This is a genomic window from Paracoccus maritimus (assembly GCF_025195095.1).
Classification (GTDB): Bacteria; Pseudomonadota; Alphaproteobacteria; order Rhodobacterales; family Rhodobacteraceae; genus Paracoccus; species Paracoccus maritimus.
Map to the genome: position 1 here is coordinate 1 of NZ_JANAVZ010000008.1, position 23,580 is coordinate 23,580.

22 protein-coding genes and 1 pseudogene are annotated in these 23,580 nt (G+C 65.2%); 14 read left to right on the top strand and 9 right to left on the bottom strand.

The window, feature by feature from the left end; translation table 11 throughout:
- Nucleotides 1–487 (bottom strand): annotated as a pseudogene (locus MU516_RS13895) (hypothetical protein); the annotation flags it as partial.
- 256 nt (nucleotides 488–743) lie between these two features.
- On the opposite strand from MU516_RS13895, the gene MU516_RS13900 reads away from it, so the two are divergent.
- The 12 genes from MU516_RS13900 (at nucleotide 744) to MU516_RS13955 (ending at nucleotide 11,427) form a co-directional block, all read left to right on the top strand.
- Entirely contained in the window at nucleotides 744–1,625 is an 882-nt protein-coding gene (locus tag MU516_RS13900; RefSeq protein ID WP_260277850.1) for a LysR family transcriptional regulator, read from the top strand.
- Between the two features lie 93 nt (nucleotides 1,626–1,718).
- Nucleotides 1,719–2,534 carry a putative hydro-lyase gene (locus MU516_RS13905; protein ID WP_260277852.1) on the top strand — a complete coding sequence of 272 codons (816 nt, stop codon included), beginning with the start codon at nucleotides 1,719–1,721 and terminating at the stop codon, nucleotides 2,532–2,534.
- A 21-nt stretch (nucleotides 2,535–2,555) separates the two neighbouring features.
- On the top strand, nucleotides 2,556–3,590 hold the full coding sequence (locus tag MU516_RS13910) for a TRAP transporter substrate-binding protein (RefSeq protein ID WP_260277854.1): 1,035 nt from the start codon (nucleotides 2,556–2,558) through the stop codon (nucleotides 3,588–3,590).
- Nucleotides 3,591–3,606: 16 nt separating this feature from the next.
- Nucleotides 3,607–4,152: a TRAP transporter small permease subunit gene (locus MU516_RS13915; protein ID WP_260277856.1), complete on the top strand. Its 546-nt coding sequence runs from the start codon at nucleotides 3,607–3,609 to the stop codon at nucleotides 4,150–4,152.
- Entirely contained in the window at nucleotides 4,149–5,432 is a 1,284-nt protein-coding gene (locus MU516_RS13920; RefSeq protein ID WP_260277857.1) for a TRAP transporter large permease, read from the top strand. Before MU516_RS13915 ends, MU516_RS13920 begins: the two co-directional genes overlap by 4 nt.
- Before the next feature lie 15 nt (nucleotides 5,433–5,447).
- Entirely contained in the window at nucleotides 5,448–6,116 is a 669-nt protein-coding gene (locus MU516_RS13925) for a DUF2848 domain-containing protein (RefSeq protein WP_260277858.1), read from the top strand.
- The gene (locus MU516_RS13930; protein ID WP_260277860.1) at nucleotides 6,113–6,853 is read left to right on the top strand and encodes a 5-oxoprolinase subunit B family protein; all 741 of its coding nucleotides are present in this window, start codon (nucleotides 6,113–6,115) and stop codon (nucleotides 6,851–6,853) included. The genes MU516_RS13925 and MU516_RS13930 overlap by 4 nt, the downstream gene beginning before the upstream one ends.
- On the top strand, nucleotides 6,850–7,866 hold the full coding sequence (locus MU516_RS13935; RefSeq protein ID WP_260277861.1) for a 5-oxoprolinase subunit C family protein: 1,017 nt from the start codon (nucleotides 6,850–6,852) through the stop codon (nucleotides 7,864–7,866). The genes MU516_RS13930 and MU516_RS13935 overlap by 4 nt, the downstream gene beginning before the upstream one ends.
- The gene (locus tag MU516_RS13940; protein WP_260277862.1) at nucleotides 7,866–8,621 is read left to right on the top strand and encodes a LamB/YcsF family protein; all 756 of its coding nucleotides are present in this window, start codon (nucleotides 7,866–7,868) and stop codon (nucleotides 8,619–8,621) included. The genes MU516_RS13935 and MU516_RS13940 overlap by 1 nt, the downstream gene beginning before the upstream one ends.
- A gap of 153 nt (nucleotides 8,622–8,774) precedes the next feature.
- Complete coding sequence (locus tag MU516_RS13945) at nucleotides 8,775–9,191, top strand: CopG family transcriptional regulator (protein WP_260277864.1); 417 nt, start codon at nucleotides 8,775–8,777, stop codon at nucleotides 9,189–9,191.
- A 24-nt stretch (nucleotides 9,192–9,215) separates the two neighbouring features.
- Nucleotides 9,216–10,268 carry an extracellular catalytic domain type 1 short-chain-length polyhydroxyalkanoate depolymerase gene (locus MU516_RS13950; RefSeq protein ID WP_260277865.1) on the top strand — a complete coding sequence of 351 codons (1,053 nt, stop codon included), beginning with the start codon at nucleotides 9,216–9,218 and terminating at the stop codon, nucleotides 10,266–10,268.
- 1 nt (nucleotide 10,269) lies between these two features.
- The gene (locus tag MU516_RS13955; RefSeq protein WP_260277867.1) at nucleotides 10,270–11,427 is read left to right on the top strand and encodes a C45 family autoproteolytic acyltransferase/hydrolase; all 1,158 of its coding nucleotides are present in this window, start codon (nucleotides 10,270–10,272) and stop codon (nucleotides 11,425–11,427) included.
- Nucleotides 11,428–11,590: 163 nt separating this feature from the next.
- On the opposite strand, the gene MU516_RS13960 is transcribed toward MU516_RS13955, so the two are convergent.
- Nucleotides 11,591–12,988 (bottom strand): FAD-binding oxidoreductase, encoded by a 1,398-nt coding sequence (locus MU516_RS13960; RefSeq protein ID WP_260277869.1) that lies wholly within the window; start codon nucleotides 12,986–12,988, stop codon nucleotides 11,591–11,593.
- A gap of 105 nt (nucleotides 12,989–13,093) precedes the next feature.
- Between MU516_RS13960 and MU516_RS13965 the strand changes: the two genes are divergently transcribed.
- Together MU516_RS13965 and MU516_RS13970 are read left to right on the top strand one after the other, a co-directional pair.
- Nucleotides 13,094–13,849: a FadR/GntR family transcriptional regulator gene (locus MU516_RS13965; RefSeq protein WP_260277871.1), complete on the top strand. Its 756-nt coding sequence runs from the start codon at nucleotides 13,094–13,096 to the stop codon at nucleotides 13,847–13,849.
- Nucleotides 13,846–14,841 (top strand): MDR family oxidoreductase, encoded by a 996-nt coding sequence (locus tag MU516_RS13970; protein ID WP_260277873.1) that lies wholly within the window; start codon nucleotides 13,846–13,848, stop codon nucleotides 14,839–14,841. Before MU516_RS13965 ends, MU516_RS13970 begins: the two co-directional genes overlap by 4 nt.
- A gap of 34 nt (nucleotides 14,842–14,875) precedes the next feature.
- Here MU516_RS13970 and MU516_RS13975 read toward each other — a convergent pair whose 3' ends face one another.
- From MU516_RS13975 to MU516_RS14005, 7 genes are read right to left on the bottom strand one after another with little or no spacing between them, the layout of a single operon-like run.
- The gene (locus MU516_RS13975; RefSeq protein ID WP_260277875.1) at nucleotides 14,876–16,531 is read right to left on the bottom strand and encodes an acyl-CoA synthetase; all 1,656 of its coding nucleotides are present in this window, start codon (nucleotides 16,529–16,531) and stop codon (nucleotides 14,876–14,878) included.
- A gap of 38 nt (nucleotides 16,532–16,569) precedes the next feature.
- Nucleotides 16,570–16,962 carry a rhodanese-like domain-containing protein gene (locus tag MU516_RS13980; protein ID WP_260277877.1) on the bottom strand — a complete coding sequence of 131 codons (393 nt, stop codon included), beginning with the start codon at nucleotides 16,960–16,962 and terminating at the stop codon, nucleotides 16,570–16,572.
- A gap of 1 nt (nucleotide 16,963) precedes the next feature.
- Complete coding sequence (locus tag MU516_RS13985; protein WP_260277879.1) at nucleotides 16,964–17,533, bottom strand: peroxidase-related enzyme; 570 nt, start codon at nucleotides 17,531–17,533, stop codon at nucleotides 16,964–16,966.
- On the bottom strand, nucleotides 17,530–19,845 hold the full coding sequence (locus MU516_RS13990; RefSeq protein WP_260277881.1) for a molybdopterin-dependent oxidoreductase: 2,316 nt from the start codon (nucleotides 19,843–19,845) through the stop codon (nucleotides 17,530–17,532). The genes MU516_RS13985 and MU516_RS13990 overlap by 4 nt, the downstream gene beginning before the upstream one ends.
- Before the next feature lie 12 nt (nucleotides 19,846–19,857).
- Nucleotides 19,858–21,402, bottom strand: a complete 1,545-nt coding sequence (locus tag MU516_RS13995; protein ID WP_260277883.1) for an acetolactate synthase large subunit — start codon at nucleotides 21,400–21,402, stop codon at nucleotides 19,858–19,860.
- A complete protein-coding gene (locus tag MU516_RS14000) occupies nucleotides 21,399–22,892 on the bottom strand; it encodes an FGGY family carbohydrate kinase (RefSeq protein WP_260277885.1) in 1,494 nt (497 codons plus the stop codon). The genes MU516_RS13995 and MU516_RS14000 overlap by 4 nt, the downstream gene beginning before the upstream one ends.
- A 3-nt stretch (nucleotides 22,893–22,895) precedes the next feature.
- Nucleotides 22,896–23,573: an L-fuculose-phosphate aldolase gene (locus MU516_RS14005; protein WP_260277886.1), complete on the bottom strand. Its 678-nt coding sequence runs from the start codon at nucleotides 23,571–23,573 to the stop codon at nucleotides 22,896–22,898.
- Nucleotides 23,574–23,580: the final 7 nt, after the last annotated feature.

A 23,580-nucleotide genomic window follows, 5' to 3' on the forward strand; every position in this document is an offset into this window, starting at 1 on the left:
CGGCCAGCGCGTCGGTGCCGTTCGCGACGCTTTCATTGCCGATGGCGGTTGACAGGTCGCTTTGCGCATCGGCGTTTTCACCGACGGCCAGCGAACGCACGCCCTGCGCGGTCGCCAGATGCCCGAAGGCCTGCGCGCGTTCGGCGGTTGCCATCGACTGCCAGCCGATGGCAGAGGCGCCCGGCCCTGTCGCGACGGTTTCACCGCCGACTGCCGTCGTGGAGGGGCCCGTCACCGAAGCCTCCGAGCCGATCGCTACACCGTCGACTGCGGTCGTATCAGTGACCGACTGATCACCGATTGCAACCGAGAAATCACCGTCAGCAGTGGTGTTCACGCCGCACTCGGCCGAGTTCACGCCCGCCCCGGTATTGCATTCGGGGGTGGCATCGGCCCGTGCCGTTCCGGCCGAGGCCAGCAATGCGATCACCGCGGCGGTGCCGTAAAGACGCCGTGGGCTGAGCCGAAAGATTTCATAGGTCGACATGTTAGTTCCTCCATCTGAATCCCGGCGGACGAAACGTCCTCCGGGGATGGATACGCGTCGGGAATGCGGTTTGGATGCACACGGGGAATATGTTTTTCGATTTTCGCTGGTGTGACGACCGCATGACCGCTGATGCACGCTAGGGCTTTCCATCATCGCGCGCGACAGGTTGCACGCGACTTCGGCAGCCGGTTGCGAAAGGCCGTTGGCATGGCGTGCTTGACGCCGTTGCAAGCTGATGCGCAACGTCGGTGGAATGTTCGGCTTTCGGGATATCGACATCATCCGCGCGATTGTGCGCCATGGTGGGTTCAGGGCCGCCTCGGATGCGACGGGGCTGGCGCAATCGGCTATTTCGCGTCGGGTCAGGCACCTGGAAAGCCGCATGGGGATCACGATCTTCGAACGTGACGGACGCGGGGTGCGGCTGACTGCCGCCGGGCGGCGTCTGGTCGAAGAGGCCGAGATCCTGATGGCGCAGCGCGACAGGATCCTTGGCGAGCTGACCCAGGGCGTAATGGCAGGGGTCGTCAGGCTGGGCGTTGCCGAGACGATGACCCACACGATCCTGCCCCGCCTGTTGACCGATCTGCGCGCGCGACACCCGCAGCTGCGCTTCGAGATATCGGTCGATACCTCGGAACAGATGGCGCAGATGCTGTCCGGCGACGATCTGGATGTGGCGATCATGATGCGCGATCAGGCGCCGCGCGGCATCCACATGACACCGTTGCCGCCCGTGACGCTTGGATGGTTCGCGTCCCCGGTACATTTTTCGCTGCCAAGCCCGGCGGGCATCGACGATCTGGCGGCGCAACCGATCGTGTCCTTTCCCAAGACGACGCTGCCGCACAGGCGGGTGCTTGATCTTCTGTCCCCTGGCCGCAGGCAGGCGGTCGCCGTTCACGGATCAGCCTCGCTTGCCACCGTCCTTCACCTTGTCGGCCAGGGATTCGGCATCGGGACCATTCCGCATGACATCGTCCGGGCATGGCCGCATGCTGGCATCGAAGAGATCAGGACGCGGCCCGAGGCGCGCTTGCCGGATCTGGACTTCGCGATCTGCTACATGCCGGAACGGAATGACGAAATCGGCCGGGAACTGACCCGTGCCGCCATCGAAGCGGGATCAAATTGATGCCTTCAGAAGATCAATACTGGCTATTAATGAACTGTTGATTAGATATGACGTTTTGCGGTTTCCTTGTATGAACGACAAGGAGATCTGGCGATGCCCTGCACCCCGAACGCTGTGCTCACGCCGCGCGACCTGCGCGAGCAGATCCGCAGCGGTGGCTTTGCGGGACCGACGGCGGGCATGGGCGGAGATGCGCTGCAGGCCAATATCGTCATCCTGCCCGGCGCCGAAGCCGCCGACTTTCTGCGTTTCTGCCAGTCGAACCCGCGACCGTGCCCGCTGCTTGCGGTGGGTGCGCCGGGCGATCCGGCGCTGCCTTCACTGGGAGAGGGGATCGACCTGCGTCACGATGTGCCGCGGTACCGTGTCTGGCGGCACGGCGAACTGACCGATGAGCCTTCGCAGATCGCCGATCTGTGGCAGGATGACATGGTGTCATTCGCGCTGGGATGTTCCTTCAGCTTCGAGGATGCGCTGACTCGTGCGGGCATCCCCGTCCGGCATCAGGATGCGGGGCGAAATGTGCCGATGTATCGCACCAGCCTTGCGACACGTCCGGCAGGCCGTTTCGGCGGGCCGGTCGTGGTCAGCCTGCGTCCCATGCCCGCGGCGGACGCGATCGAGGCCGTGCAGATCTGCGCCCGGATGCCATTGGCCCATGGCGCACCGATCCATCTGGGCGATCCCGCGCAGATCGGCATCGCCGACGTCATGGCCCCTGACTACGGCGACGCGCCGGATATCAGGCCCGGCGATATTCCCGTCTTCTGGGCCTGCGGCGTCACTCCGCAGGCGGCCATCGTCTCGGGCCGTCCGGCGCTGGCGATCACGCACGCACCCGGCCACATGCTGGTCACCGACATCCCGGCCAGTCGCGCAGAGGCGCGGCTGACTGGCGTAAACGCATAAAGAATCAACAGGAGAGAAATGATGAAACGCACCACCCTTGCCTTGCTGACCAGCTGTGCCCTGCTGCCTGTGCCTGGGATGGCCGAGGAACTGGCTGTCGTCGGAAGCTGGTCGAACCTGCCGCTGTATCAGGATTTCGAGACGCCGTTCTGGACCGAGAAACTGCCCGAGATGACCGGCGGGGAATTCACGGCGCAACTGACCAGCTTTGACCAGATGGGCATCGCCGGTTCGGATGTCTATCGGATGCTGGGCGACGGCGTCTTCGATGTCGGCTCGACCGTCGCGGACTATACCGTGGGCGATGCGCCGGAACTTGAGGGTCTGGATGTGCCGCTGGTCGCCACCACGCCCGCCGAAGCACGCGCGATGGTCGAGGCCGCCCGGCCGATGGTGGACGACATCATGCGGGATCGCTTTGGCGCCGAGGTGCTGGGCATCGCGCCCTATCCGCCGCAAGTCGTCTTCTGCAAGGGCGAGGTCGGGGCGCTGTCCGATCTTGAGGGCAAGAAGGTCCGTGGATCGGGCCGCATGACCACGAAATTTCTCGAGGCGCTGGGTGCCGAGGGCATCAACATCGCCTTCTCCGAGGTGCCCGGTTCGCTTGAACGCGGGGTGATCGACTGCGCGGTGACCGGTGCGGGGTCGGGATATTCCGCCGGATGGTGGGAAGTGTCGGACACGCTGATGACGCTGCCGCTTGGCGGCTGGGATTCGGTCGTGATCGCCATGAACGCGGATCGCTTTGACGGGTTGTCGCAGGACCAGCAGCAGATGCTGAAATCCGCCGTTGCCGATGGGCTGGAAGGCCCGGCCTGGGACGCCGCGAAAGGCGGTCTGGAAAACGACATCGCCTGTCTGACGGGGCAGGGGGAATGTGCCTCGGGCGAGGCGGCGTCGATGGCGCTGGTCGAGCCATCCGATGACGACGTCGCCGCCGCGCGGCAGATCCTGACCGACGACGTGCTGCCGGACTGGGCCGAACGTGCTGGCGACGAATGGGCCGCGCGCTGGAACGATTCCGTCGGCCAGGCCGTCGGCGTGTCGATCAAGTAGGTCAGGACAAGCCGCCATGACCGATCGACTGCATGACGCGCTGGGACGCGCCAACCGCATCGTCGCGCTGATCCTTGGGGTCGCGCTTCTGCTGACCGTCGCCTTCATCCTGACCGATGTGATCCTGCGCAAGTTCAGCCTGGGTTCGCTTGGCGGGTCGGATGAGGTGTCGGGCTATGTCATGGCGGCTGTTGCCAGTTGGGGTCTGGCCTGTGCGCTGGTGGAACGTGCGCATGTCCGCATCGATGTGCTGCGCCAGCGACTTGCGCCGCCGGCGCAGGCGGCGATGGATCTGTTCGCGATGATCGTCACCAACGGTGTCGTGCTGCTGATCGCGTGGCATTGCTGGCCAGTGCTGCAAAAGACCCTGGAGCGGGGATCACGCGCGAATACGCCCTTGGAGACACCCTTGTGGATTCCGCAGGGGATCTGGTTCTCGGGCTGGCTGTGGTTCGCGCTGACCGCGACGGCCCTCAGCCTGATCGGAGTGTTCCATCTTGCCGCGCGCCGCCGTCAGGAATTCGACGCGGCAATCGGCATGGGATCGGAGTTGGACGAATGATCTGGACCGTTGCGATTTCCCTTCTGGGCCTGATGGCCCTGTCGATTCCGGTGGGCATCGTCCTGTTCATCCTGGGCATCGGTGTAGGCGAGTTCTATTCCGCCTTCCCTCTGCTGCGCGGATTGGGTCAGGTGATCTGGTCGGCCTCGAATTCCTCGACGCTGATCGCCATTCCGCTGTTCGTCCTTCTGGGCGAAATCCTGGTGCGGGGGGGCGTCGCGTCGCGGACATATGCGGCGCTGGACAAATGGCTGTCCTGGCTGCCGGGTGGGCTGGTTCATGCGAACATCGCCACCGCGACGATGTTTTCGGCCACGTCGGGATCGTCGGTAGCCACCGCAGCGACGGTCGCGACCGTCGCCATGCCGCAGGCCGAAAAGCTGAACTACGATCCGCGGCTGTTTTCGGGCGCCATCGCCGCAGGTGGCACGCTGGGGATCCTGATCCCGCCGTCGATCAACCTGATCGTCTATGGCTTCCTGACCGAAACCTCGATCCCGCGACTGTTTTCGGCCGGACTGATCCCGGGGTTGCTGATGGCGTTGGCCTTTATCGCAGTGACCGCGGCGATCTGTGCCGTGCGGCCGCATCTTGGTGGCCAGACGCGCGGTTTCAGCTGGGGTCAGCGGATGCGCAGCCTGATCCAGCTTGGGCCGATCGTGCTGCTGTTCGCCGTGGTCATCGGTTCGATCTATGCGGGCTGGGCCACGCCGACCGAAAGCGCCGCAATCGGGGTGGTGATGGCCGCGCTGATCGCGATCCTGCTGGGCGACGGTCTGGGTCCGCGCGCCCTTGGCCAGGCTTTGCATGGCACGATCCGCATCTCTGCCATGATCATGCTTGTCGTGGCCGGTGCATCCTTCCTGAATTTCGCGATGACGTCGGCCGGGCTGGGGCGGCAGCTGACCGAGATGATCGAGGGATCCGGCCTGTCGCCCTTCGGCACGCTGCTGCTGGTCATCGCGCTGTATCTGGTGCTGGGCTTCTTCATCGAAACCCTGTCGCTGATGGTCGCGACCATTCCCATCGTCGTGCCGATCATGGCGGGTCTGGGGTATGACAAGGTCTGGTTCGGTGTGCTGATGATCGTGCTGATCGAGATGGCGCTGATCACGCCGCCCGTGGGCCTCAACCTGTTCGTCGTGCAGGGCGCGCGCAAATCCGGGTCGATCAACGATGTGATCATGGGTGCCATTCCCTATGTGCTGGTGATGATCTGCATGATCGCGGCGCTGATCGCCCTGCCGGGACTGGCGCTTTGGCTGCCTTCGATTCTGTAGGAAAGGACCGAGTTCATGCAATTCACCGTCAGCGGCAATGTGCTGGACCTGACCCCCGCCAATCTGATCATCGCGGGCTGGACCGGCCGCAACCAGGAGGCCATCCAGCATCATATCGACGAACTGGCCGCGCTGGGTGTCAAACCGCCCTCGGCCACGCCGCTGTTCTATCGCGTGGCAGCGTCGCTGCTGACCACGGCGGACGAAATCCAGGCGGTCGGCCCGGCCTCATCGGGCGAAGTCGAACCGATGATCATCCAGTACGGCGACCGCCGCTGGCTGGGGCTGGGCTCCGATCATACCGACCGCGCGCTTGAGGCGCATTCCGTCGCCATGTCGAAGCAGGTCTGCGCCAAACCCTGTGCGACCGATCTGTGGGACTGGGACAGCGTGGCCGACCGGCTGGAGGATCTGATCCTTGAAAGCTGGATCCACGAGGGCGGCGATTGGGTGGCCTACCAGTCCGGGACGCTTGCATCGATCCGGCCATTGCAGGATCTGATCGACGGCGCGGGGCTGGATCGGCTGGCGCAAGGCGCGCCGGTGGCGATGATGTGCGGCACATTCGGTGCGATCGGCGGCGTGCGCGCCGCGACACGGTTCCGGATGCGGATGCGCGATGCGGTCACGGAACGGCAGATCGTCCATGAATACGCGACCCAAGTGCTGCCCGAGATCGCATGAGCCTAGCACCCACTCCGCAGGTTCTGCCCGCTGGCGTTGATGGATTTCTGATCCGCTTCGCGCTGCGGCCCGACCCGCAGGCGATGGCTGCGGCGCAGGTCATGGCCCGGCAGCTTGAAACGGACACACCCGATGGCGCGGTCGAGGTCGCGCCTGCGCTGGTATCGGTTCTGCTGCGCTTTGATCCGGCGCGTGTCGATCGCGACGATCTGGCAAGGTCGCTGGCTGCGCGCGCGCGTGCCATCGCGGATCGTGCGCCCGATGCGCCCGATGCCCTGCGCCGCTGGACGATCCCGGCGGCATTCGGGGGCGAATACGGCCCCGATTTGGCCGACGTGGCCGATCGATTGGGATTGTCGCAGCAACAGGCGATCGATCAGTTGTGCAACACCGATCTGCACGTCCTGACCATCGGGTTCGCGCCGGGCCAGCCCTATATCGGACTGTTGCCCGAGGCATGGAACCTGCCGCGCATGGCCGACCTCAACCCGCGCGTCCCTGCCGGCGCTGTGGTCGTTGCCGTGCGGCAGATCGTGATGTTCGGGGCGGAATCGGCGACCGGTTGGCGTCAGGTGGCGTGCAGCGGATTTCGGACTTTCGTGCCCGACCGCAATCCGCCGATGCCGTTGCGCGCCGGTGACGCGATCCGCTATCGGCCCGTGACCGGTGACGAGATGCAGTCGCTGTCCAGTGCTGCGGATGGGCTGGGCGGTGCCGTGCTGGAGACGCTGGAATGACCGCGCTGACGATCAGGAAGGCGGATGGCGTCCTGACGGTCCAGGACATGGGGCGTCCGGGTCATCTGGCGCAGGGGCTTTCGCGTGGCGGGGCGATGGACCGGCTGGCGCTGATCGAGGCGGCGGCCCTGCTGGGGGCCAAGTCCCCTCTGGCCGCGATCGAGATGGCTGGCGCGGGGGGGCAGTTCTCGGTCTCTGCTCCGACGCGCATCGCGCTGACCGGCGCGCCGATGATCGCGACGCTGGATGGCGCGCCGCTGCGCTGGCACGCAAGCCATCTTGTGCTGCCCGAACAGGATCTGCGGATCGGCGCCCTGCAGGCAGGCGTGCATGGGTATCTGACCCCGGCCGGCGGGCTGCAGACGCCTGCGTGGCTGGGCAGCCGGGCCGTCCATCTGACCATCGGCATCGGTGCCGCGCTGACCGCAGGCCAGACGCTGCCCTGTGGCGAAGATCCCGCGCCCGAAGCCCCGTCCCGGATCATCCAGACCGAGGCAAGGTTTCACGGCGGGGCGCTGCGCGTCATGGATGGTCCGCAGACCGCGCTGTTCGATGACAAGGTGCTTGAAGCGTTCTATGCGACCGAATTCATCCGCGGCGGTCGCGGCAATCGCCAGGGGATTCAGCTTGACGCCGATGCCCGGTTCACCACGGATCATGCGGCGGGGCTGGCGTCCGACATGATCGGGCCGGGCGATCTGCAGATGACGGGCGACGGGCTGCCCTATGTGCTGATGTCGGAATGTCAGACGATGGGGGGCTATCCCCGCGTAGGCCAGATCATCCCCGCCGATCTGCCGCGCATGGCGCAGGCCGCGCCGGGTGCAAGATTGCGGTTTCGACGATTGACACTGGAACAGGCGGCGTCCTCGTATCGGGATCAGGCCGACTTGCTGCGCGAGGCAGCCGGACGGTGCCGCAACCTGATCCGCGACCCGGCGATGATCGCGGATCTGCTGTCCTATCAACTGGTCGGCGGTGTCACCGCGGGCCGCGAACTGGAAGACGACTGATGCAGATCGACCTGAATGCCGACATGGGCGAAAGCTTTGGTGCCTGGTCCATGGGAAACGATCGCGCGCTGCTGGATCTTGTGACCTCGGCAAATATCGCCTGCGGGTTCCATGCGGGCGATCCTGACGTGATGGCAAGGACGATGCGAATGGCGGCCGCGGCTGGAGTGGGGATCGGCGCGCATCCCGGTTTCCATGACCTTCAGGGGTTCGGACGCCGCCGCATCCGCCTGTCGGGCGACGAGCTTGGCAACATGATCGCCTATCAGCTTGGTGCCGCGCGGGGTGTCGCGGCGCAATCGGGCGCACGGATCAGGCATCTGAAACTGCACGGTGCGCTGTCGAACATGGCGTCCGGCGATGCAGACATGGCGCGGGCCTGCTTTGCCGCCGCGTTGCGCGTCGATCCGGATCTGATCATCGTGGCATTGGCAGGCACCGCGATGGAGGCCGCCGCCCGCGATCTGGGCGCGACCGTCGCCGCCGAGATATTTGCCGACCGCGCCTACGAGGATGACGGGTCCCTGGTCGACCGCAGCAAGCCCGGCGCGATGCTGCACGATCCGACCGTTGCCGCGGACCGGATCGTCGCCATGCTGCGCGACCAGTCGATCCACAGCGTGAACGGCAAGCGGATACCCTGCCGGATCGATACGGTCTGCATTCATGGCGACGGTCCGGATGCCGTCGCATTCGCCAGCAGCCTGCGACAGACGCTGGGTGATGGCGGGATCCATCTCAACAGGTTCGGCTGACTCGCCGTCAGGCGGAACGCGGAAAATCCTCGGCACGGGAAAGTCGAGGATTGCCGGGGCAAACGGCCGATAAAGAAATGATGGCCCTGTCTGCGCGGCCTTGCTACCCGGCAAATATACTCCATATACCATCCATATGGATGGAGAATGGCAATGAGCAACATCAGACAGCTTCGCGACAAGACGCCGGAAAGCGAAAAGGTCACCCTCAATCTGGGCTTTGTCGATCTGGGCCGGATCGATCTTCTGGTGCACGAGGGTTTCTATTCCAACCGCAGCGATTTCATTCGCACTGCGATCCGCAACCAGCTGGACAGCCACGGAGAGGTCGTCGCCCGTTCGATCGAACGGCACACGATGGAACTGGGGCTGCGCGACTATGGCCGGGTCGAGCTTGAGGCGCTGCGCGACGCTGGCGAAGTGCTGCACGTCAAGGTCGTCGGTCTGGCGCGAATCGCGTCCGACGTGTCGCCCGAACTGGCACGCGCGGCCATCGGCTCGATCACCGTGCTGGGGGCGCTACAGGCCAGCGCCGAGGTCAGGACGGCCCTGGCGGATCGCATCCACTAGCCGAATTTCACAAGGAAACATGACATGAAAAGACTTCTCGCCGGTGCTCCGCACCGGGCGATCGATGCCGCGCGCCTTGCGTCGGCGAACGATCTTGTGCGCCGCACCCTGTCGCAGCACGGTCTGATGCAGGATGTCGGCGGTTCGGTAATGTCCGGCCTGCCGGACTCGATGCTGCGGCATGCGGGCGCAGCCCCCGCGGCGGCAACGTTGGTGCCCGGCGCCAGTTTCACGGATGAACGGTTCACCTGCGATGCGGGCAGCCGTGAATACCTGATCTATGTGCCTGCCAGTGCGACGGCGGGCGCCAGCGGTGTCGTGATGATGCTGCATGGATGCACGCAGACCCACCGCGATTTCGCGGCCGGAACGGGAATGAACGCCTTGGCGGAAACGCATGGGTTCATCGTCGTCTATCCGCAGCAATCGCGCGGCGACAATGCGCAGTCCTGCTGGAACTGGTTCAGTCCGGGGGATCAGCGGCGCGGACGGGGCGAGCCGGCGATCCTGGCCGGGATGGCGGCGCATGTGGCGGCGCAGCATTCCGTCCTGGCGGGGCGGACATTCGTGGCGGGCTTGTCGGCGGGGGCTGCGATGGCGGTCATTCTGGGCCAGACCTATGGCGATGTCTTCGCGGCCATCGGGGTGCATTCGGGCCTTCCATTCGGCGCGGCGAAGGATGTGCCGTCGGCCTTTGGGGCGATGGCCGGACACGCGCCCGAGATGCGTGCCCACCCCGCGCCGGATCGTGTCCCCCGCACCATCGTCTTTCACGGTGACGCCGATCACACCGTCCATCTGTCAAACGGCAGGCGGGTCGCGCATGACGTTGTCAGCGCGGGTCCGCGGCAGACGCTGGCAAGGACAGAAGAAGGCCAGCGTAACGGGCGTCGGTTCACCCGCGACATCACCGAGACCGCGGACGGCGTGGCGTTGCTGGAATCCTGGACGATCGGCGGGCTGGGTCATGCGTGGTCGGGCGGACACGCCGGCGGCTCGTATACCGATCCGGCTGGCCCTGACGCCAGCGCCGAAATGGTTCGATTCTTCCTTCAGCAGCCCGAGAACGGAGCCTGAGATGACCGCTATGACACTGACTTTCGATGCCGTGAACGAGGCCTTGCCCGGGCCGAAATGGCGTGCCCGCTGGGACAGGTCCTGGCCGGCATACGAGGTCTGGTTCGTCGCCCGCGGCGGCGATGGCGGCCCGTCGCGCGCCGAGTGCCGGGCGGCGTTGAAGCACCATATGCCGGAATTGCTGCCGGTCTATGATCGCCTTGTCCTGATTGCCGGCGGATCCGACCGGGCGGCGCGGTTTCTGGCGACGTGGAACCCGCCGCGCTATCTTGGCGGATGTTCGCTGGCGGCACTTTCCGACGGCGTCGAGACGCGTCTGGTCCGGAACTATGACCTGTCGCCCGACCTGAATGAAGGGCTTTTGCTGCGCAGCGAATGGACCGGGCGGCCCGTCATGGGAATGGTCGAATTCATCTGGGGCCTGTCTGACGGGATCAACGCGGCGGGGCTTTGCGTGGCGCTGGCCTATGGTGGCCGATCCCAGACCGGCAGTGGATTCGGCATCACCACCATCCTGCGCTATGTTCTGGAAACATGCGAGACCGTGGGCCAGGCCCTTGCGGTATTGGCCCGCGTGCCGTCCCACATGGCCTATAATGTCGTGCTGGCAGACGCTGGCGGGCGGACCGCCAGTGTCGAGCTGTCGCCCGGTGGCGGCGCAAAGGTGATGCCCTGTGCGATCGCGACCAACCATCAGCATGGCACCCAGCCGGCGGATCGTGCCGCGTTCACGAGGTCGCACCAGCGCCACGAACATCTGGCTGGCCTTTCGATCCGACCGTCGGAGATACTGGACGATTTCCTGTTGCCGCCGTTGCGGCAGGATCGATACGCCGAGGGGTTCGGGACGCTGTTCACCGCCGAATACGACCCGGGCGCAGGCAGGCTTTGCCTTGCGTGGCCCGAAGAACGCTGGACGCAGACCTTGTCGGATTTCCGCGAGGGACGCCGCGAAATTCGCTATGATACTGCGACAGCGGTCGCCGTCACGCCCGGCGGCACATCGCCGGCAGTCGATTGGGCGCACGCGGCGCGGATCGATTGGAACAGGCTGGCGCAGGACTATGCGCGCGGGGCGGGCAGACCAATCCAGCACTATCTTCCGCAGTTGGCTGGGTCCGGTCGGTGCGTCAGGGACGCGGGCCGGGCCGCCGGGTAAGAAACGGCATCTGCGACGGCGTTTGGGTTGAACGGCAGTGATCCGGGTGCCGTTTCACGCTGCATGTCGGGTTTGGACCGGCTGCAGCGTGCCACCCTTGGATGACCTTCATCTGGCTGGGAAGCGGCGTGATCCGGCAGGGCTCAGGTGCGGCCCGGACGGCTCAGGGGTCGAAGATCCGGCCCGAATTGAGGATGTTATTGGGATCTAGCGCGATCTTCAGACGCTTCATCGTCTCGATCTCGGCGGCGCTGCGGGCCAGGGGTAGCCAGTGTTTCTTGTCCAGCCCGATCCCATGTTCGGCCGAAATCGATCCACTGAAATCGCTGACCAAGTTCATCAGGCACGCGACCGCCTCTTCTTTTCGGGTCGTGCAGAAGACATAATGCAGGTTGCCGTCGGCCAGATGGCCGAAGGTCAGAAAACGGCTGGCAGGATCAATCTTCAACAGGCGTCGCCGGCTTTCGTCCAGGAAGTCCGGAATTCTTCCGACCGGCACGCTGATATCGCCATTGGCCACGCCTTCCTGTCTGCGGACGTAATCGGCACAACTGTCACGGATTTCCCACAGGGACAGAAATTCACGCATGGAATTTGCGATCACCGCATCCAGGACAAGCCCGTTTTCAATCGCGTCTGACAGGGACTCCATGAAGGGGTCGGTCGCAGCTTCCTGACCCTGCTGCGACTGGATTTCCGCCAGAACATAGATCGGACCCGCCGTTGTCAGAGGATCCGAGACACCCGCCTCTGAAGCCGCGCCATGATAGATGTCTTCGGTCATGAACTCGAATGCGGACAGGGTTTCGCCCAGTCTCGACCGCAAACCTTGCAGCAGGGCCATCGCGGCCTCGACCGATGGCATGGCCAGAAGCGCGTTCGTTTCGAACTGCGGCTTGGCGTGCAGGGTCAGCAGCGCCCTTGTCACCACCCCCAACGTGCCCTCGCTGCCGACGAACAACTGCTTCAGGTCATAGCCGCTATTGTCCTTTTCCAGCCCGCGCATGCACGACAGGACAGATCCGTCGGCCAGTACGACCTCCAACCCGGCGACCTGAGCGCGCGTCATGCCGTATCGGATCACCCGGTTTCCCCCGGCGTTGGTGGCGATGATCCCGCCGACCGTTGCGGTCCCCCGTGACCCGATATCCACGCCGAACATCAGGTTCGCCCCGTCGGCTGCGTCCTGCACCCGTTGCAACGGCACGCCGGACCCGGCGACGATCGTCCTGCTTTCGGGATCCGGCGCATCCAGCCCCGTCATGCGTTCCAGCGACAACACAGCTTCTGCGGGCTGAATTCTGTGGGCACCCGACAGCCCGGTGCGTCCACCCTGGATGACCAGCCGTTGGCGGGCATCATTGCAGGCCGCAAGCGCCGCCGAAAGCTCGGCCGTCGAGGAGGGCCGGATCACTAACCGGGGCGGGGCGGAAAAGCGGGCGCGCCGATCTTCCTGATATCGCGGGTCTATCGCCGCGCCTGTCAGCAGCGCGGCAGGCGGCAACATGCTGGAAAGGCGGGCGATCAGGTCCGCGTCGCAGGGCAAAATGTCGTCTGGCATGGTGTGTTCCCCTCTGACGGTCACAGCTTGTCGCTATTTTTATATTTGTCAAACCTTTTGCGTTTTGCCATGCTGGGGCTGATCGGTCGCCGGGGGAAAAGCGCGATGGCACTGCAATATGACGAGATCGTTCGCGGCAGCCTGGCCAAGCAGGTTGCGGATCTGATCCGTGCGGCCATCCTTGAAGGGCGGCTGCAGGTCGATGAACGCCTGCCGACCGAAGAGGAATTGGCCAAGAGGTTCGGCATCTCGCGTCCCACCGTGCGCGAGGCGCTGAAAGTGCTTGCGGCGCAGAATTTGATCCGTTCGCGCCGTGGTCCCGCAGGCGGCACCTTCGTGACGCGGCCCGATCTGGACGCAGCGGCACGGACCATAACCGATGCGGCGACGCTGCTTGTCGGGATGGGACGATTCGAGATCGACGAGATCGTGGCGGCGCGCGGTCAGACCGAGGCACTGTGTTGCCGTCTGGCCGCGCGGAACAGGACCGACGAAGACCTGGACGCGATGGCGCAGGAACTTTTGCTGCAGCAGGACGAGACGCTGAGCGACGAGGATTTCTGCGCATCGGATGTCCGGTTCCATCGCGCTGTCGTTCAGGCTACCGGCAACGGCCCGCTGCAGTTCATCATGCATGCGATGATCGAAAGCTTCATCCCGATCACCAACATGCTGATCTATCGGCACCACGAACGCCGCCGCACGATCGGCGCGCACCAGAGGATCCGCATGGCGATCGCCGAGCGCGACGAGGACACCGCCGCCGCCCTGATGCAGCACCATGTCGAGGGGATGCGTGCGGTGCTGGATCAGGCGCTGGCGCATCGCAGGCTCGAAAAACCCGGAGGAGAGACAATATGACAGACACGTTCCGCGCCCTGATGATCGAGGATCAGGACGGCAAGCCGAAGGCAGCGTTCCGTGACCTGACGATCGGTGAATTGCCCGACCATGACGTTCTGGTCGAGGTCGCCTATTCGACGTTGAACTACAAGGACGGGCTGGCGGTCACGGGAAAGGGCCGAATCGCCCGGCGCCTGCCGATGGTCGGCGGGATCGACATCGCGGGCACGGTCGCGGAAAGCCGATCCGACCTGTGGAAGCCGGGCGATCAGGTGATCGTCAATGGCTGGGGCCTGTCGGAAACCGAATGGGGCGGCTATGGCCGTTTTCAGCGCCTGAAACCTGAATGGCTGACCCGTCTGCCCGAAGGTTTCAGCCTGAAGGACGCGATGGCCGTGGGCACCGCGGGCTATACCGCAGGGCTGTGTGTCAACGCGCTTCAGGATTGGGGCCTGATGCAGGATCAGGGGACCGAGATTCTGGTCACTGGTGCCGCCGGCGGTGTCGGATCGACCGCGATCAGCCTTCTGGCCGCGATGGGCTGCCGGGTAACCGCGGCGACAGGTCGGCCCGAGACGCATGATTATCTGTCCTCGCTTGGCGCGTCGGCTTTCGTCGATCGCGCCGAACTGGCCGAGAAGGGCGGGCCGCTGCAGAAGGAACGCTGGTCAGGGGCGGTGGATGCGGTTGGTTCGACCACCTTGGCGAACGTGCTGGCGCAGACACGCTATGGCGGGGCGGTTGCGGCCTGCGGATTGGCGGGCGGGTTCGATCTGCCCGCGACCGTGATGCCGCATATCCTGCGCGGCGTGGCGTTGCTGGGCATCGACAGCGTCATGGCGCCCCAGGACAAGCGCGACCGTGCATGGGCGACCTTGGCGGCGCATCTGGACAAACAGCATCTGGCCAGCATCGCACGTGTCGAACCGATGTCGGATCTGCCCCGTCTTGCCGCCGATATCGTCGCCGGCAAGATCCGTGGCCGTGTCGTGATCGACGTCGCGCAGTAACGAAGATGCGGGACCGGCGGCAGGCCGGTCCCGCCTATCCCTTCTGCTGACCCATCTCGGAGGCTTGGGATCGCAGGGCAAATTTCTGGATCTTGCCCGTCGAGGTCTTCGGCAGCGGTCCAAAGACCACCCGTGACGGGCATTTGTATCCTGCCAGCCCGGTGCGGCAGTGCGCGATCACATCAGCCTCGGACGGATCGCGGCCATCGCGCAATTCGACGAAGGCACATGGGGTCTCGCCCCATTTTTCGCTTGGCATGGCGACCACGGCGCACATCGACACGTCCGGATGGCGGTAAAGCTGTTCCTCGACCTCGATCGACGAGATGTTCTCGCCGCCCGAGATGATGATGTCCTTCGACCGGTCCTTCAGCTGGATATAGCCGTCGGGATGCATCACCGCCAGATCGCCCGAATGGAACCAGCCACCCGCAAAGGCATCGGCCGTGGCCGCCGTGTTCTTGAGGTATCCCTTCATCACCGCGTTGCCTCGGAACATCACCTCACCCAGGGTCTGGCCGTCGGCCGGAACAGGTTGCATCGTCGTGGGGTCCATGACCGCAAGATCGTCCAGCGACAGATATCGGACGCCCTGCCGCGCCTTGCGGGCTGCACGTTGATCGGGAGGCAGCTCGTTCCAGCTGTCGTTCCATTCGTTTACCACGGCGGGGCCGTAGGTTTCGGTCAGCCCATAGACATGGGTTACATCGAAACCCGCATCCGCCATCGCATGCAGAACCGTTTCGGGTGGCGGGGCTGCGGCGGTGTTGAATGCGACGGACCCTGCGAAGCTTCGCTTCTGGTCGTCGGGGGCGTTCAGCAGCGTGGACATCACGATGGGGGCGCCGGACAGATGCGTGACGCCGTGATCGGCGATCGCGTCATAGATCGCATGCGCCCGGACCCACCGCAGGCAGACCTGGGTTCCGGCCTGCACGGGAACCGCCCAGGGAAAGCACCAGCCGTTGCAATGGAACATCGGCAGGGTCCACAGATAGACCGGATGCTTGCCCAGTCCTGCGTGAATCGCACTGTTCATCGCCATCAGCGCCGCACCGCGATGATGACAGACGACGCCCTTGGGGTTGCCGGTGGTTCCCGATGTGTAGTTCAGCGCGATCGCATCCCATTCGTCCTGCGGCTTGCCGGGAACGAAATCCGGGTCACCCTCGGCCAGAAACGCGGCATAATCCATGATGCCGATCGGGTCGCCCTTGGGGTAGGGGGCGTCATCGGGGTATTCGGGATCGTCGAAATCGATGACCAGCGGCGCTGTCTTCGCGCTGGCCAGTGCTGTCTTCGCGGCGTCCGAAAACTCGCGATCCACGATCAGGACACGCGATTCCGCATGATCCAGCTGAAACGCGATCGAGGCCGGGTCGGACCGTGTATTGATCGAATGCAAGACCGCGCCATCGGCCATCGGGACGCCGAAATGGGCGTTGATCATCGGCGGCGTATTGGACAGCAGCACCGACACCGTGTCGCCGCGCCCGATGCCGCGCCGTGTCAGGGCCGACGCAAGCCTGCAGCAATCCGACCAGAGATGCGCATAGGTCTGGCGCTGATTGCCATGAATCACCGCCGGATGGTCAGGATAGGTCAGCGCGGCGCGCCGCAGATAGCTGATCGGCGTCATCGGCTGGAAATTCGCCGCTGTCCGGTCCAGGCCTTCGTCATATATCGTCATTCGGTCCCCCCTTCGCTTGCCGGCCACGGATGCCGATCTCAGCCCTTAGCGGGCCGCGTTGCAACGGCATGTCCCGCCTTGCGCCAATCACCGAACCCGCCCCGCATCGAACGTGCGTCCAGCCCCATCTCTTTGGCCAGTCTTGCCGCCAACAGGGATCGCCAGCCCGATGCGCAATAGAAGACATAGGTCTTGTCCTCTGCAAAGCGCGGTTTGTGATAGGGGCTTTCCGGGTCGATCCAGAATTCCAGCATCCCCCGCGGTGCATGGAACGCATCCGGGATCATGCCTTCGCGTTCCAGTTCGCGCGGGTCGCGGATATCGACCATGACCACCTGCGGATCGTCCTGAAGACCGGCCGCCTCATCGACGGAAACGGATTGCACGACCTTGTCCGCTTCGGCCAGCATCTGCTTGTATCCGATGGCCATCTTAACGCCCCATCGAGTAGAATTCGTCGTTCGGGCGCATGCTGGTGACGTTGGCCAGCCGGTTCGACATGCCAAAGAAGGCCGCGATCGCGGCGATGTCCCAGATATCGTCGTCGTCGAAGCCGTGGTCGTGCAGCGCCGCGAAATCCTGATCGCCAACCTCTTGCGCACGGGCCGAGACCTTCATGCCGAAATCCAGCATCGCCTTTTGCCGGGGCGTGATGTCGGCCTTGCGGTAATTTACCGCCACCTGATCGGCGATCAGCGGATTCTTCGCCCGGATGCGCAGGATGGCGCCATGCGCAACGACGCAATACTGACATTCGTTCGCATTCGACGTGGCGACGACGATCATCTCGCGTTCGGCCTTGGTCAGGTTGCCGGGGCGATCCATCAGCGCATCGTGATAGGCGAAGAACGCGCGGAATTCGTCGGGCCGGTGCGCCAGCGTCAGGAAGACATTCGGCACGAAACCCGATTTTTCCTGCACGGCCTCGATCCGGGCCCGGATATCCTCGGGCATGTCTGCAAGCGACGGCACCGCAAAGCGGCTGACGGGGGCGTTGGTCATGATGTCTCCTCGGGTTCGGAAAGCATTTCTGCAAGTTCGTCTTGATAGGTCCGCGTCGGATCGCGGTTGTCCCTGGCATGGGGCGCGACACGGATCAGGCAGGTATGCGCGGCACATCCCTGACTGAATGCCGAACTGGGAATGTCCAGCGTCAGCACATTGGGATTGCCGGAAATCTCGGTGCCGTCATCGGTCGGCGTGAACCAGGCGCCGGTGGGCAGAACAGCCACGCCCGGCGCGGTGTCGGCGCTGACCAATGCCGTCGCCAGACAGGCACCTCGCGCGTTCCACAGTCGGACCGTGTCGCCGTCCTGAATTCCGCGCGCCTGCGCATCGCCGGGATTCAGGCGCAACTGTTCGCGACCACCGCGTCGATCCGCAAGGCTGGCAGAGCCGCTTTCAAGTTGACTGTGCAGGCGTCCCCGCGGCTGGTGAGAGATCAGGTGCAGTTCGTCCGGGCCGGCATCACCCAGCCATTCGGCTGGCGACAGCCATGCGGGATGGGGCGGGCAATCGGCGTGCCCAAGCTGCGCCAGCGTCCGACTACCCAGCACGATGCGGCCGCTTTCCGTTTCCAGCCGGTTGCGGTCGGGGTCGTCGCGGAAGGCGGCCAGATAGACATGGTCGCGTTGGACCGGAACGGCAGCGTGTCCGCGTTCCCAGAAGCTGTCGAATGTCGGCATCAGGAAACCGTGCGCGCGCAGGGCATAGGCGCGGCTTTCGTCATAGAGATGGCGAACCCAGCCCATCTCGTCACGACCTTCGTTGAAGGCGGCCCCGACACCCATCCGTTCCGACAGGGCGTTGAAAATGTCGAAATCCGAACGCGACTGGCCCAGGGGCTCGATTGCCTTGTGCATCGCCGCAATCACGTCGCTGCGCTTGTTGCCCGCCAGATCGTTGCGCTCGATCGAGGTCGAGGCCGGCAGCACGATATCCGCCCGGCGCGCCGTTGCGGTCCACATCGGGTCCTGAACGATGATGGTCTCCGGCCGCTGCCATGCCCGCGCAAGACGATTGAGATCCTGGTGGTGGTGGAACGGATTGCCCCCCGCCCAATAGACCAGCCGCACATCGGGATAGCTGCGGGTCTCGCCCTGGTAGGTGAAGCTTTCGCCGGGGTTCAGCAGCATGTCGCTGATCCGTGCCACCGGAATGAAGCTGTCGATTGCCTTGACGCCCTGCGACATGCCCGGCGATTTGCCTACTGCAAAGGGCGATCCGACACCACCAAGCGACCCATAGCCATAGCCAACCCCGCCGCCGGGCAGGCCGATCTGCCCGATCGCCGCCGCCAGTCCAAGCGCCGCCCAGAAGGGCTGTTCGCCGTGATGTGCGCGTTGCAGCGCCCAACTGACGGTCAGCATGCTGCGGGTCTGAACCAGCCGCGCGGCCAGCGCCCCGATCGCCTGTATGGGCAGCCCGGTCACGCCCGATGCCCAGGCCGCATCCTTGCGCAGGCCATCCCTGTCGCCGCGCAGATAGGCCAGGAATTCGTCCGATCCGCTGGTGCAGCGCGCCAGAAACCCGGCATCATGCCTGCCTTGCGCCACGATCTCACCGGCAAGCCCCAGCATCAGCGCTGCATCGGTGTTGGGCCGGATCGGCCACCATTCGGCGTTCAGCCATTCGGGCAGATCGTCGCGCAAGGGCGAGACATGGACGACGCGCACGCCCCTGTCGGCGATCTGGCGCAGATAGCCTTCCAGATGATGGGCGCCGATGCCCCCCGCCTCGCTTTGTGCGGTGCGCGGCGACATGGCGCCGAAGACCACAAGTGTCTCGGAATGGGCCGCAATGTTGTCCAGGGTGTTCGCCTGCCCGCCACAGGCACGGTCATCGCCAAGCGTATGGCGCAGGATCACCGGACCGGCGGCGATGGAATAGGTGTCAACGTGACCGGTATAGCCACCCACAAGATTCAGCATCCGCTTGAGCAGCGTCGAGGCGTGGTGGACGCGACCGCAGGATGTCCAGCCATAGCTGCCGGCGAAGATCGAGGCATTGCCGTGGGCAGCCGCGACGCGGCCAATCTCGGATGCCACCATCTCCAGCGCCTCGTCCCAAGGCACGGCGACAAAGCGTTCGTTTCCGCGTTCCGCGCCGTCCTTGGATCCGCGCGACCGCAGCCAGCCTTCGCGGATCATCGGCCTCAGGACGCGGCGGTCGGGTTTCGCCCATTCCGTGACCGAGTGAATGATGGGCGAGGGGGCGGGGTCGTCGGCGAAGGGCTCGACGCCGACGATCCGGCCATCTTCGACCAGGATCGTGTAGGTGCCCCAATGGCTGCAATGCGGAACGCGGCGGATCATCTGTCAGGCCCTCTACAGCACGGCTTCGATCAGGAACGGTCCTTTGCGCGACAGCGCCGCGCGCAGAAGATCGTGGAACGCTTCACATGTGTCGGCGCGGGCGGCCTCGACCCCCATCCCGTTCGCAAGCCTCACCCAATCCAGCGCCGGATCGTCAAGATCCAGCATCCTGCGGGCATTCTCGCCCGCCGTCCCGGCACCGACATTCTTCAGTTCGCCGTGCAGGATCTTGTACAGCCGATTGGCGAAAACGATGGTCACGACGTCAAGCCGTTCGCGGGCCTGTGTCCAAAGGCCCTGCAGAGTGTACATGCCGCTGCCGTCGGCTTGCAGCCCGATCACCTTGCGGTCGGGGCAGGCCACGGCGGCGCCCGTCGCCATCGGGATTCCGTCGCCGATCGCGCCGCCGGTCAATTGCAGGAAATCATGCGGCTCGGCGCCATGGGTCGTGCGAAAGAAATCGCGGCCCGAGGTCACCGATTCATCGCAGACAATCGCGTTCGCGGGCATCAGGTGGGCCAGTGCGATGGCGACGGCATCGGGGTTCAGCGCCCCGGTTGGCATCGCGGGGCTGTGCCGCGTCGCAAGGCGGGCGTCTGGGACGGGACCGATCGCATCGGCCAAAGCCTCGATGGCGGCAGGGATATCGTCGTGCGGATCCGCCAGCGTGATCACCTCGCAATCCTCTGGCAGCATGCTGCCGGGCTTGCCCGGATAGGCGAAAAAGCCGACCGGCGCCCTTGCACCGATCAGGATCAGCCGCTGCGTGCCGGCAAAGGTCTCGAGCGCCTGGTCGATGACATAGGGAACCCGGTCAAGGGCAACCCGCCCCGCGCCCCGCTGCATCCGGCCATTCGCCTGCTGTGCCATCAGCCGCGCGCCGGTCTTGGCGGCGATGCGGTCCAGCATTTCGGTGTGCGGCGCACGCAGCGTGCGACCTGACACAAGGATGGTGGTCGAGGGGCCGCTGCGTAGCGCATTGGCTGCTTTCGCGATCGCCGCGGTGTCGGGGGCGGGCAGGGCGCGGGCGACGCTGTGCGGGGGCACGGCAGATGCGGTTTCCGTCCATGCCGCGTCCGCGTGCAGGATCAGTGTGGCAATGCCACCTGCGCCTGTCCGCGCCGCCTCGATCGCCTCACGGGTGCGGTCTCCGACGCTGTCGGCGCTGTCCGCGCGTCCGACCCAGTTGGACATCGGACGGGCGAGGCTGTCGATATCGCTGGTCAGCGGGGCATCGTATTGCAGATGCCCGGTCGCATGGTCGCCGACGATGTTGACCATGGGCGTATGTGCCCGCCTGGCGTTGTGCAGGTTCGCCAGCCCGTTCGCCAGACCCGGTCCAAGATGCAGCAGCGTCGCGGCGGGCTTGTCCGCCATCCTCGCATAGCCATCGGCCGCCCCGGTCACCACGCCTTCGAACAGCCCCAGGATGCAGCGCATCCGCGGCTGCCGGTCCAGTGCGGCGACGAAGTGCATTTCGGACGTGCCCGGATTGGCAAAGCAGGTGTCGATGCCGTTTGCCAGCAGGGTTTCGCACAGAAGATCGGCGCCGTTCATGGGCTCTCCATCAGGGTTTCAGCATCGTTCCCCAGATCCGAGATCCGCGACCAGAATGGCGCGTTCAAGTCTATCAGGTCCGAGAACAGACGGTATTTCCTTTGGGCATAGGCCGCCACTGCCCCCTGTTGCGGGGTGGCGCGTTCCGTGGCCGCGCCGATCCAGGGCGATGCGTCAGTGGCCCCCAGCAAGGCGCGCGCCGCGATCAGGGCCAGGCCGCGCAGGCCGGCATGGGCGCCGGGGCTGCGCTGGACCTCGCACCCGGTCAGGGTCGCCAGAAACCGCGCAAAATGCCCGTCGCCAGCCAGCCCCCCACCCAGCGACAGCGCCCCGGCGGACGCACCCATCATCTGGTGGCTGGCATGGGTCACAAAGGCCAGCGCCTCGCGCCCGGCCCAGGCGATCTGACCGGGCGTGGTCGCCGCGTTCAGTCCGAAAATTGCGGCGGATGCGTTCGGGTCGGTCCACGGCGCCCGCTCGCCCCCCGGTTCCAGGAAGGGATGCAGAATCACTGATGAATATTCGGGGCCTGCGGGCACCGGCAGGTCGGTGAATTTCTGCGACAGGTGGCGCAGCAGCGAGGCGCCGTTGAAGCAGGGATGAAAGCACAGATATCCCGGTCCGGCGGCGAAATGCTGGATCATCGCGCCGGTCGGCATCCGTGGCATCGCGTCCGGATCGTCCAGCAGGCAGGCATGGATCGCGCTGGTGCCGAAGATCGAGGCGTGGGTCACGTCAGGCCTTGTGCCAAGCCCCAACCCGATCAGCGTCGATTGCACGTCCCCCGGTCCCAGCAGGACCGGCAGGCCCCTGGGCAGTCCGGCAAGGCGCGCGGCCTGATCCGACAATTCCGCCCGCGCCGCGCCCAACGCCGCCAGTTCTGGCAGCAGGTCCAGCCCGCTGGTCAAGCCCAGATGTTCCTGAACCCGAGGTGCAAGTTTGCCATCGCGCCAGTTTCCCCAGACCGGCAGCAGGGCGGTAGGCTCGGCGATCATCTGGCCGGTCAGGCTGAAGAACAGCCATTCCTTCAGCCGCAAGGCCTTGGCGATCCGGACATGACGATCGGGGTCGTGTCGCTGCAGCCACAGCAATTGCAGGCTTGCCGAAGCCGCGGTCGGGCGGGAACCGGTCGCGGCCTGCACCTGGTCCAGTTGCGGTGCCAGGCTGCTGGCCAGGCTGCGGGCCCGCCCGTCCAGCCATGTCATCGCGCGCCCGACCGGCACACCATCGCGATCCACCGGCCACAGCCCGTCGCCCTGTCCGGTCAGGATCAGCCCGGTGACAGGGCCGGTGATCTGCGCGGCGCAATCGCGCAGCACCGTCATCGCCTCGGTCAGGGTGATCTGCATGTCCTGTTCCACCCGCACACCGTCCCGGCGCAGCGCGCCGTTGGGCCGTTCTGCACTGGCCAGCAGGTTGCCCTGTCCGTCGAAGGCCGCCGCCTTGACGGAGGTGGTTCCGGAGTCAAGACACAGGATCGTCGCGTTCATGGTTCAGGATGCCTGCCGCAGCCCTTCCAGCGCCGCGCTGCTTTGTTGACCGTATGTCTTGAACTTGACCAGCACCTCGGCGATCTGGTCGTCGGACAGGATCGGCGGCTCGCCCATCGGCAGGCACAGCAGGTATTGCTTTGCCAGTTCCTCGACCGTGACGGCCAGGGCCAGCGCGCGCGCAATATTGGCGTGGCCGGCGATGACGCCGTGATGCGCCATCAAACAGGCGCGGCGCCCCTGCAGCGCGCTGACGACGCGGTCGGCCAGTTCCTGCGTTCCGAACAGCTCATAGGGTGCGCAGCGGATCGTGCTGCCGCCGGCCGCCGCGATGACATAGTGGATCGCGGGAATGTCGCGCCCCAGAATGGACAGGGCCGTGGCATGGGTCGAATGGGTATGGACCACTGCATTCAGGTCGGGCCGCGCCTGCAGGATGTCGCGATGGAAACGCCATTCGGACGACGGCTGCACCTCGCCTTCATAGGTGGCATCCCAGTTCATCGCGACCACGTGTTCGGGCTGCAGTTTGTCATAGGGAATCCCGGTCGGCGAAATCAGGAACCCGTCGCCGTGCCGGACGCTGATATTGCCCGAAGTCCCCTTGTTGATTCCAAGCCGGTTCATGTTGCGGCAGGATTCGATCAGTTCGCTGCGCAGCGCGCGTTCGTCATCGGTCATCGGACAA